7 protein-coding genes are annotated in these 11,053 nt (G+C 73.7%); 3 read left to right on the top strand and 4 right to left on the bottom strand.

Features of this window, described 5'->3' with window-relative positions; translation table 11 throughout:
- Window positions 1–63: 63 nt before the first annotated feature.
- The 4 genes from DQW06_RS02380 to DQW06_RS02365 form a co-directional block, all read right to left on the bottom strand.
- Window positions 64–669 (bottom strand): malonic semialdehyde reductase, encoded by a 606-nt coding sequence (locus DQW06_RS02380; protein WP_013154858.1) that lies wholly within the window; start codon window positions 667–669, stop codon window positions 64–66.
- A gap of 110 nt (window positions 670–779) precedes the next feature.
- Window positions 780–1,934, bottom strand: a complete 1,155-nt coding sequence (locus tag DQW06_RS02375; protein ID WP_071622702.1) for a glycosyltransferase — start codon at window positions 1,932–1,934, stop codon at window positions 780–782.
- Window positions 1,935–2,178: 244 nt separating this feature from the next.
- Complete coding sequence (locus DQW06_RS02370) at window positions 2,179–3,540, bottom strand: nucleotide sugar dehydrogenase (RefSeq protein ID WP_013154856.1); 1,362 nt, start codon at window positions 3,538–3,540, stop codon at window positions 2,179–2,181.
- A 103-nt stretch (window positions 3,541–3,643) separates the two neighbouring features.
- Window positions 3,644–5,371: a glycosyltransferase family 4 protein gene (locus DQW06_RS02365; RefSeq protein WP_013154855.1), complete on the bottom strand. Its 1,728-nt coding sequence runs from the start codon at window positions 5,369–5,371 to the stop codon at window positions 3,644–3,646.
- Window positions 5,372–5,600: 229 nt separating this feature from the next.
- Between DQW06_RS02365 and wecB the strand changes: the two genes are divergently transcribed.
- The 3 genes from wecB (at window position 5,601) to DQW06_RS02350 (ending at window position 11,008) form a co-directional block, all read left to right on the top strand.
- Complete coding sequence (wecB, locus tag DQW06_RS02360; protein WP_041552863.1) at window positions 5,601–6,710, top strand: non-hydrolyzing UDP-N-acetylglucosamine 2-epimerase; 1,110 nt, start codon at window positions 5,601–5,603, stop codon at window positions 6,708–6,710.
- Between the two features lie 330 nt (window positions 6,711–7,040).
- Window positions 7,041–8,756 carry a hypothetical protein gene (locus DQW06_RS02355; RefSeq protein WP_013154853.1) on the top strand — a complete coding sequence of 572 codons (1,716 nt, stop codon included), beginning with the start codon at window positions 7,041–7,043 and terminating at the stop codon, window positions 8,754–8,756.
- A gap of 38 nt (window positions 8,757–8,794) precedes the next feature.
- Window positions 8,795–11,008 (top strand): glycosyltransferase, encoded by a 2,214-nt coding sequence (locus DQW06_RS02350; protein WP_232051702.1) that lies wholly within the window; start codon window positions 8,795–8,797, stop codon window positions 11,006–11,008.
- Window positions 11,009–11,053: the final 45 nt, after the last annotated feature.

Here is an 11,053-nt window from a genome sequence, read left to right as displayed (position 1 = left end):
GCCCCTGACGCGGTGCCCCGCCCCCGTCGCCCGCCCTCCCGGGGCCGGCGCGGGGGCCGCGGATCAGATCTCGGTGAAGGCCTCGTCGTACTCCAGGCGCGGCAGGCGGTCGAACCACGCGTCCGGGCCCGGCCTGCCGACGTTCATGACCACCAGGGGCCGCAGTGTGGAGTCCTCGCCGAAGAACTCGCGGCGCACGCCCTCGGCGTCGAAGCCGGTCATCGGCCCTGCCGCCAGACCTGCGGCGCGCACGCCCAGGACCAGGTAGCCGATCTGGAGGAACGCGTTCTGCAGGGCCATGCTCTCGCGGGCCTCGACGGGCATCCCGGAGAAGTTGTCCCGGGCGTCGGGCGCGACGGGGAAGGTCTTCGGGAAGTGCTCGTGGAAGTCGGAGTCCGCGGACAGGATCAGGGTGAGCGGCGCCGTCGAGGTCTTGGGGGCGTTGTTGCCCGCCATGTGCGCCACGAGGCGCTCGCGGGCCTCGGCCGAACGCACCACGGTGACCCGCAGCGGCTGGTTGTTCATGGCGGTCGGCCCGTACTTGACCAGGTCGTGGATCGCGCGGACCTGCTCCTCGGTGACCGGCTCGTCGGTGAAGCTGTTCGCGGTACGGGCGTCCCGGAAGAGCAGGTCCTGGGCCGCCTTGTCGAGTACCAGCGCGTCAGTCATGTGTTTCCTCGGTCGTGCTCGTGGTGTGGCGGGGGGCCGTGCGGAGTCGGCTCCGACGTGGACCACAACACTTGTTGACGAGGAAGATATTTCTTGGACTGGAAGTGGGGTCAGTCACGCACGGGAGTGCGCTGGCGACTCCGCGGGGGCGGCACGACGGGCAGCGGCCCGCCGGAGGCCTCGTCCGCCCACGCCTCCAGGCGCTTGACGAACAGGCGCGCCTGGACCGGCCAGTGGAAGGAGGTCCGCGCGATCCGGTGCCCGGTGCGCGCCAGGTTCCGGCGCAGCTCCGCGTCCCGGCGCAGCCGCAGCACCGACTCCGCCGCGGCCGACACGTCCCCGAACGGCACCACCAGGCCCGACGGGCCCTCCGGACGGCCGGTCACCAGCTCCTGTGCCATCGGGTTGGGCGTGGTCACCACCGGCAGGCCGTGCGCCATGTACTCCACGACCTTGGTCGGCATCGAGTGCCGGTAGTTGGGCGTGTCGTGCAGCAGGCTCAGCCCCGCCATGGCGCCCGCGCAGATCCGCAGCGCCCGGTCGTTGGGCACGAACCCGTACCAGTGCAGGACGTCCTCCTGCTGGGCCTCGCGCAGCAGCGGCCGCACCCCGGCGTCGGCCCCGCCGATCACCTCCAGGCGCACGCCGTGCGGGCGCAGCATGCGCCCCAGCTCCACCAGTTCGCGCGCGCCGCGCGCCTCGGACACCTGGCCCAGGTACACGATCCGGTCGTCGCCCGGCTCGCGCGCCGGGAACTCCGGCACCTCGGTGGTGTTGGGCACCACCGGGTGCTCCAGGCGGAACCGGGAGCGGTACCCCTCCTCGGCCAGCATCAGCCGCATCCGCCGCTCCGCGTGCCGCTCGAAGGAGCGCACCACCGTGCCCAGCGGACGCCGCAGCGCCCGGGGCACCCACGCCTTGGTGAGCAGGGCCGCCGCCGTGTCCTCGTGCACGTCCCACACCGTCACCGGGCGTCTGGACGGCAGGGCCATCAGGAGTTCGGGGTCGTGGAAGAGCAGCAGGTCGGCCAGGGGCGCCTGCTCGGCGAGCACCGCGCGGGCGGCGCGCAGCGAGGCGAGCCGCTCGCGCCCCGAGGCGCGCGGCACGTCCACCGAGCGCAGTTCCGACCAGGGGGTCACCCCGCACTCGCGGAACGGCGCCACATAGGTCACGCTGTGTCCGGCGTCCAACAGGGCGCGGATCTGCCGGTGCAGGATCCGTGCGTCCTCCGGGTGGTGCACCACCGTGGCCACGAGCGCGTGCATCGATCTCACCTACCTGTGTCGCCGTCTGAGGCCCTCTCGGGCGGATCGGCCTGGCCGCTCCTCTCGGAGCGGTATCAGCTCTTCGTCACGGTATTCAGCGGGAAAGACGCGCCGAGGAAAGCCCGGTGGCCGCACGGAGTGCAGCGGGTGAACCTTCGGCCGGGGGAAGGTGAACGCCGAAAGGCACGCCGATGAACGCGGTGTGCTCGCGGATCGGCGTGCCCGTCGGGACGGGTCCCTCAGCTCACAGGACCTCGATGCCCTCCCGTGTGACGTGGCGCCGCACCTGCGAGGGGACCGCGGAGTCCTCGGGGTCGGGGCGGCGCAGCACGCCCCGGGTGTCCAGGAGCAGCCGCGCGTACTCCTCCAGCCGCTTGGGCCGGTACTCGGCGTGGTCGGTGAGCAGGATGGTCAGGTCGGCCTCGGCCAGGGCGCGGTCCAGGTCAGTGGACCTGGGCACGTCCACGCCGTCGACCTGCCAGGACTCCACGTGCGGGTCGTGGTAGGTCAGCGTGGCGCCCTTGGCGGCCAGCTTGCGCGCGACCGGCCGGGCCGGGGACTCGCGCTGGTCGGCGATGTCGGCCTTGTAGGTGACGCCCAGCAGCAGCACCTTGGAGCGCGACAGGGCCAGGCCGGAGTCGTTGAGCAGCTCCTGCGCCCGCTGGATGACGTAGGAGGGCATGCGGCCGTTGATCTCCTGGGCCAGCTCCACGAACCGGAACGGGTAGCCGAGGGTCTTGACCTTGTACGACAGGTAGTTCGGGTCGATGGGGATGCAGTGGCCGCCCACGCCCGGGCCCGGGTAGAAGGCCTGGAAGCCGAACGGCTTGGTGGCCGCCGCGGCGATGGAGTCCCACAGGTCCACGCCCAGCTCCTGGCAGAAGATGGCCATCTCGTTGACCAGGGCGATGTTGACGTGGCGGTAGGTGTTCTCCAGCAGCTTGGCCATCTCGGCCTCGCGGGTGCCGCGCGCCCGCACCACCGTGTTCACGAAGGCGCCGTAGAACTCCGCCGCCGCCTCGCCGCACTCCTGCGTCAGGCCGCCGACCACCTTGGGCGTGTTGGCCACGCCGAAGGTCGGGTTGCCGGGGTCGATGCGCTCGGGCGAGAAGGCCAGGTGGAAGTCGGCGCCCGCGACCAGGCCGGACTTCTCCAGCAGCGGGCGGACCACCTCCTCGGTGGTGCCGGGGTAGGTGGTCGACTCCAGGATGACCAGGGTGCCGGGCTGCAGCTGGGCGGCGATCGCCTCGGCCGCGGACGTCACCGCGCCCAGGTCGGGGCCGCCCTCGGCCGACAGCGGCGTGGGCACGCAGATCACGATGGTGCGCGCGGCGGCCAGGCAGGCCGGGTCGGTGGTCGCGGTGAAACCGCGGTCCAGCATCCGGCGCACGTCCTCCGCGGAGAGGTCGTCCACGTGCGAGACGGCGTTGTTGAGCCCGTCGACGACGCGGTCGCTCACGTCCAGACCGGTGACCTTCAGGCCGGCGGACACGGCCTCGGCCGCCAGCGGCAGGCCGACGTAGCCGAGGCCGAGAACGACGAGGTCGCTGACCGCACCGGCGGACTGCTCGGAGACAAGGGCTGGGTTGGAGGCTGCGGCATCCACTTCGTGGTCACACTCGCATTCATCTCGTGAACGGGCGTAAATAGCGGGAAGTGCCATTGCTCAGTGCGTTAGACGTCTGAGTGTAAGCACGTGTTGTCCACGCTTACGGGTTCTGGCCTGGTTCGGTCATTTCGCGAATCTGAACCCGATACGCCTGGTTGTAGCGGTATGCGGCCTCGGCCCAGGTGCGGTCGCCGACGAGATCGCGACCCGCACTGCCGTAGGAGATCCGCTTTTCACGACTGTAAGCGAGTTTTGTCAGCACATCGGCTAGGGTCGCCGATTCGCCTGCCGGAATTAACTCTCCTGTCACTCCCGGTTCCACGATCTCTCGCAACGCGGGGAGATCACTGGCCACCACCGGAAGCCCGCCCGCCATGGCCTCCACGGGTTTGAGCGGGGTGACCAGACGGCACACCCGCTCGTCGCGCCTGGGCACCGCGAACACGTCCAGCGCGGCGTGGTGGTCGCGCACCCGCGCGGCCGGGACGCGGCCGGTGAAGTGCGCGGCCCCCTCCAGACCCAGCGAGTCGGCCAGGGAGCGCAGCGCGGGCAGCTCGGGGCCGTCCCCCACCACCAGGGCGTGCGCCGCCTCGCCGCGTTCGCGCATCAGGGCCACCGCCTCCAGCAGCGTGTCCAGGCCCTCGTAGCCGAAGCAGCTGGTGGTGGTGCCCACCACGAAGTCCTCGCCGCCGATCCCCAGCTCGGCGCGCACCCCCGCGCCCGGCGGCAGCGGGGCCAGGAAGGAGGCGTCCACCGCGTTGGGCACCACCAGCAGGCGCTCGCGCGGCACGCCGCGCGCCTCGATGTCGGCGCGCATCGCCTCGCCCAGGGTCACCACAAGGTCGGCGGCCAGCATGCACTCGGTCTCGCTCGCGCGCTCGGCCCGGTAGAAGGCGTCGTCCACGCTGCGCGAGGGGTCGCGCGAGAGCCACGACTCCTCCAGGAAGCCCCGCACCTCGTACACCACCGGCAGGCCGAACCTGCGGCCCAGCTCCAGGGCCAGGCGGGCGTTGTGGTGGTTGCTCGCGGCGTGCAGCACGTCGGGCCGCAGCGCCTCCACCAGCTCCGACCCCAGCCGCACCCCCGCGGCCAGCTCCTGGGCGGCGTCGGCGGGCGCCGTCCAGGGGAGGAGGCGGTGGTAGGGGATGCCGTCCACCCGCACCAGCGTGCGCGGGTCGGGAACCCCCTTGACCAGGGGGTACCCCGCCCGGGTGACCACGTGCACGTCCATTCCGGCCTCGCGCTGGGCGACCGCGATCTTGTGGGTGCGCTGGGTGTAGCCCGCGTTGGTGTGCGGCAGCGCGTTGGTCACCAGGTGCAGCACCCGCAGGCCCGCTCCGGGTGACGCCGGGTCCCCGGCCACACGCCACCGTTCACCCTCCGACGCCTCCGGTCGCCGAGCGTTCACCGTGGCGTCGGGCGGCGTTCGTGGATCGCGGGTTAACGTGATGGCGTGACGGTCAGGCGACGTGGACGGGGGCGCGGCGACAGCGCGTCCCGTGGCCAGGGCCGTCCGATGCTCCGCGGCCTCCCGAAGAGCGCCCTCCGGAAGCTGTTCGACCAGCTCCCGGGCGGTGGCCGCGTCTCCCGCCGCCAGGCAGGACGCCACCAGGCGGCCCACCCGGCGGGGGGAGGCACCGCTCGCCGCGGCGAGCACCGCCTCGCGGGCGTCCGCGCGCCGGCCCTGGTCCCACAGGGCGTAGGCGCGGGCCCGGCCGCCCGCCCGGGAGGCCAGGGCGCGCACCGCGCGCCGGGGCGGACCGGGCGTCAGCCGCAGCGCCAGCAGCGGCAGCCGGGCCGGTTCGGCCCGCAGGTGTCGCCAGGCCAACGAGAGGGTGAACGTCGCCGCTCGCGGCCAGCGGGCGCGCGGACGCGGAACCTGGGTTTCGGAAGCTTGGGTGTCATGCACGGTCAGTCACACAACCACGCGGACGTGACCGTACGGTGACACCACGGCGACACGGACGGGACGGCTCGGGCAAGGAACGCCGCCGGACCACACCAGTCCCGCCGGTCACGGCGGGAACACCACCCCAACAGAAGGAAACGTGAGAGCCGTGGCAACGAGTGCCCCCCTGGGGAGCCAGGACACCGGGATCGTGCACGTCGTCGGCGCGCGCCCCAACTTCGTCAAGGCAGCGCCCGTGGTCTCCGCCCTGCGCGGACGCGGCGCGCACCAGGCGGTCGTGCACACCGGCCAGCACTACGACGACCGCATGTCCGCGGTGTTCTTCCGCGACCTGGGCCTGCCCACCCCCGACGTCGACCTCGGCGTCGGCTCGGGCTCCCACGCCGCCCAGACCGCCGCGCTCATGGTGGGCCTGGAGAAGGAGTTCACCGAGCGCAGGCCCGGCATGGTGGTCGTCTACGGCGACGTCAACTCCACCGTGGCCGCGGCCCTGGTCGCCGCCAAGCTGCACGTCCCCGTCGCCCACGTGGAGGCGGGGCTGCGCTCCTTCGACAACACCATGCCCGAGGAGATCAACCGCCGCGTCACCGACCAGCTCAGCGACGTGTGCTTCGCCACCAGCCCGGAGGCCGTCGGCCACCTGGCCGCCGAGGGCGTCCCGCCCTCCCGCGTCCACCTGGTCGGCAACCCCATGATCGACACCCTCCTGGGCAACCTCGACCGCTTCGACGCCGACGCCCTGCGCGAGCGCCTGGACCTGCCCGAGCGCTACGTCGCCGCCACCCTGCACCGGCCCGCGAACGTGGACGACCCCGACACCGTCGCCCGCCTCGCCGCGCGCCTGCACGAGATCGCCGACCTCGCCGACGTGGTCATGCCCGTGCACCCGCGCGGCAAGGCCGCCTTCGACCGGGCCGGGCTCGGCGACCACCCGCGCGTGCGGCTCCTCGAACCCCTGGGCTACCTCGACTTCGTCGCGCTCACCCGCGGCGCCGCCGCCGTGGTCACCGACTCCGGCGGCGTCCAGGAGGAGACCACGATCCTCGGGGTCCCCTGCCTGACCCTGCGCCCCAACACCGAGCGCCCCGTCACCATCACCCACGGCACCAACCAGCTCGTCACGGAGGCCGACCTCCTCCAGGCCGTCACCAAGGTCCTGCACGGGCGGAGCCCGGAGCGGATCGGCGACACCCCGCCCCTGTGGGACGGCCGCGCGGGGGAGCGCATCGCCTCCGTGCTCACCCAGTGGTCGAGGTGAACCCCATGACACACGAACACCGCGCACCCGTTCCCGCACCCAGGAACGCCAGCGCGCGGGAACGCGCCGTACGGGGCGCGGTCCCGGTCCAGGCACGCGGGGCGCGCCGAAGAGCGGCCCCTATTCCCCCGCAGCGGTCCAGGTGATCCACCATGGCACACGTCCCTCCAACCGTCCCGCACCCCAGGGGCCCCGCCGGGCCCGCGACACGCCTGGCCATGGGCATCCGCACCCGGCCGGGCACTCGCAGGGTGCACCGCACGTCGCAGTCGGACCCGACGCACGGCGCGGTGGTTTCGCCGAACCGAACCGAACACAAGGTGGCAGACCGTGAAACGGCGTGAACAGAGCCAGACCGAACAGCTCCGGCAGGCGCTGGCCGAGCGCGAGGCCCAGCTCCAGGAGGCGCGCAGCCGGCTCGCCGCCCTGGAGGGCTCCACCTCGCTCCAGGTGGGCAAGGCGCTCACGGCCGCCGCCAAGCGCCCAGGCAAATCCCTGGTCAAACTTCCCCGTGACCTCTACCGCCTCTGGCGCAGTAGCGGCAACACCCGGCACACCGAGCGCCGCCGCCGCGGCGGCGCCGAGCCGGTCCGCTCCTTCGACGCCGAGCGCCAGGAGTCGCGCCTGCTCACCGGCCTGAGCGGCGGCAGCGAGGACCTGCTGGTCGTCGCCACGGTCGTCGGCCCCTCCATCGCGGAGGCGATCGACCCCTACGTGCGCCCGGTGCCGCTGCGCCCGCACGACGCCCAGATCGTCATGGACGGCGTCGACGTGGACCTGGTCCTGGTCTCGGCCTCGGCCGCCGCCCCCGGGTCGCCGTGGGCGCACGTGGGCGACCCCGCGGCCGCCGACCGCACCCGCGCCCTGCACTGGGTGCTGGAGTCCGCCGCCTCCCGCGGCATCCCCACGGTCCTGCTCGACGACGTCCCCTCGCCGCCCGCCCTGCGCGAGCTGGGCTTCGACAGGGTCCACCGGGGCGACGCCGGGGTCCCCCTGCACCTGTTCAACCCCGTGGCCGCCGACCTGACGCCCGGGCCCGAGACGGTCTTCGTGCGCGTCCACCGCGAGGAGCCCGTCCCCGGCGTCCTCGCCGGGCTGGACGCGGGCGTGGTGGAGGCCGACTCCCGCGGCCTCGCCGACGCCCTGCGCGCCGCCAAGGTCGCCGTCGTCGCGCCCCTGACCGCCGAGGAGCCCCGGCTGCACAGCCGCGCCTGGGCCTGCGGCACCCGCGCGGTGACCGCGGGGGAGGGCCTGGCCGTCACGGTGCCGCGCATGCGCGCCGAGGAGCCCACCGCGGCCGAGCAGCGCGGCATGCTCCGCCAGGTCTTCCTGCGCGAGGCCACCCCGGTGCGCCTCGCCGAGATCCTGGACGGCCTGGACTTCCCGCCCGGCACGCCCGGCCGTGAACTGCCGCTGCGCGGCCGGTCCGTAGCTGTCCTGGCCGACCCTGCGGGGGAGGCGGACGCCGACCGGCTCGCCGACGACCTGCTGGCCTCCGCGCTCAGGCCCGCCGAGGTGGTCGTGCCCGGCACGGCCTCCCGCCTGCCCGGGATCCAGCGGCTGCGCGCCGAGGGCGTCACCGTGCGCACGGTACGCTTCAACGCCCCGGACACCCCCGAGGAACTCACCCGCGACGAGCCCGGAGGCCGCGCCGGGGAGCCCTGGGCCACCCTGGCCGAGCGCGCCACCGCGCCGTGGTCGCACCTGTGGACCGCTCCGGTCGGCCGCAGGCGCCTGGCCGACCTGGTCTGCGCGGTGGAGTGCACGGACGCCGACGCGGTCGGTACCGTCGACGCGTCGGCCGCCGAGCCGGGCGCGCACGGTCTCCTCGACCGTCCAGGCACCGCGGACCGTCAGTACGTCTTCGTCAGCGCGGTCGTGCCGGAACTGGTCCGCACCACGCTGCTGAGGCGCGGCTGGGACCCGGCGGAGTGGAACCGCCGCGGCACCCGGCTCCTGGCCCTGGGCCCCGACCACGGGACGGGCGACGACGCGGAGGACCCCGTGTCCGACGCGGCCGACGCCTCGACCGGCGCCGTCGGATGAGCCGTACGGGCAACGAGAAAGCATCCGAAGGGAAGAACGTGAGCACACCGCCTCCGCGCGCACTCCTGTACGGGGACGTGGACCTCAACATCATCGACGGTTCCGCGATCTGGGCGCAGTCGATGGCGCAGGCCCTGGCCGCCGCCGGATGCGAGGTGACCCTGCTGCTGAAGGCGCCCGTGCGCACCGACCGGCTCACCGAGCCCCTCACCAGGGTGCCCGGGGTCCGGCTGCTGCGGCCCTACGAGGACAAGGCGCTGCCCGACCTGGGGCCGAGGGGGCTCACCCCGGAGCAGGCCGTCACCCTGATGACCAGGCACCACGAGCGCAAGCCCTTCGACCTCGTCGTCGTGCGCGGGCGCCGCCTGGCCGGGCTGGCCGCGCAGGAGGAGGCGCTGGCGGGCCGCCTGTGGACCTACCTGACCGACTTCCCGCACAGCGTGGGCGAGCTGTCCGCGACCGCCACCGCCGAACTCACCGAGATCGCGCTGGCCTCGCGGTTCCTGCTCTGCCAGACCGAGGAGCTGCGCGCCTTCCTGGAGTCGACGGTGCCCGCCGCCTGCGGCCGGTCGGTCCTGTTCCCGCCCGTGGTGGTCGTCCCCGAGGACGTGCGCGCCGACGGCGGGGCCGGCGGCCGCGCCCGCCTGGCCTACACCGGCAAGTTCGCGCCCCGCTGGAACACCCTGGAGATGACCGAGCTGCCCGCCGAGCTGGCGCGGCGCGGGGTGGACGCCGAACTCGTGATGATCGGCGACAAGATCCACGCCGAACCCGCCGACTGGGCCAAGAACATGCGCAGGGCCCTGGAGGGCACCCCGAACGTGGACTGGCGCGGCGGGATGTCGCGCGCCGAGGCGCTCCGCCAGGCCGCCGAGTGCGGCTTCGGGCTGTCCTGGCGCGACCCGTCCATGGACGCCAGCCTGGAGCTGTCCACCAAGGTGCTGGAGCTGGGCGCGCTCGGACTGCCGGTGGTGCTCAACCGCACGCCCATGCACGAGGCCATGCTGGGCGCGGACTACCCGCTCTTCGCCGGGACCGACGTCGCCTCGGTCGCCGACGTGGTGGCCCGCGCCCACGGCGACCGCGCGGTCTACGCGGACGCCGCCGCGCGCTGCCGCGACGCCGCGGCCGACCACACGCTGGAGCGGGCCGCCGAGCGGCTGCGCGGCTACCTCGCCGACGCCCTGCCGCCCACCCCCGAGGGCGCCGACCCCGAGCGGCCGCTCAAGGTGGTCATCGCCGGGCACGACATGAAGTTCTTCACCCGCCTGGCCGAGTACCTGGACTCGCTGCCCGGTCTCGACGTGCGCATGGACGAGTGGGAGGGGCTGAGCACCCACGACCAGTACCGCTCCCGGGAGCTGGCCGCCTGGGCCGACGTGGTGATCTGCGAGTGGTGCGGGCCCAACGCGCTGTTCTACTCCAAGTGGAAGCGCCCCGACCAGCGGCTCATCGTGCGGCTGCACCGCTTCGAGCTCTACGCGGAGTGGCCCCGCAAGCTCGACATCGACAAGGTCGACGCGGTGGTGTGCGTGAGCCCCCACTACGCCGACCTGACCCGCGAGATCACCGGGTGGCCCGCCGGGAAGGTGGTCGTGGTCCCCAACTGGGTGGACGACGAGCAGCTCGGCCGCCCCAAGCTCCCCGGGGCCGAGTACTCCCTGGGCATGGTCGGCATCGCGCCCTCGCGCAAGCGGCTGGACCGGGGCCTGGACGTCATCGCCGAGCTGCGGCGCATGGACCCGCGGTACACGCTGTCGGTCAAGACCAAGCAGCCGTGGGAGTACTGGTGGATCTGGAACCGGCCGGAGGAGCGCGCCTACTTCGAGCGCGTCTACCGGCGGATCCAGCGCGACGAGCGCCTCGCCTCCGGGGTGGTGTTCGACCCCTTCGGGCCGGACGTGGCCACCTGGCTGCGGCGGGTGGGGTTCATGCTCTCCACCAGCGACGACGAGTCCTTCCACCTGGCGCCCGCCGAGTGCGCCGCCTCGGGCGGCGTGCCCGCCCTGCTGCCGTGGCCGGGCGCGGACACCATCTACGACCCGCACTGGATCCACGACGACGCCGTGGCGATGGCCGAGGCCATCCACGCGACCGTCAGCGAGGGGCGGTTCTCCTCGGAGGCCGCGCGCGCACGCGAGGAGGTCACCACCGCCTACGGCCTGTCCCGGGTGCGGTCGCTGTGGAGCGACCTGGTGGTCCGCGGCAGGGCGCCCCAGGCGGAGCACTCCGCCGCCACAGCAGGCGCCTGAGGCACGGCGCGGGCCCGGGCGAGGCGTCGGCCGGAGCCCGGGGCC

This window comes from Nocardiopsis sp. TNDT3 (assembly GCF_003427465.1).
Classification (GTDB): domain Bacteria; phylum Actinomycetota; class Actinomycetes; order Streptosporangiales; family Streptosporangiaceae; genus Nocardiopsis; species Nocardiopsis dassonvillei.
The sequence above is the reverse complement of the archived record's forward strand: the minus strand, read 5'-3'. Positions and strand labels throughout refer to the sequence as shown.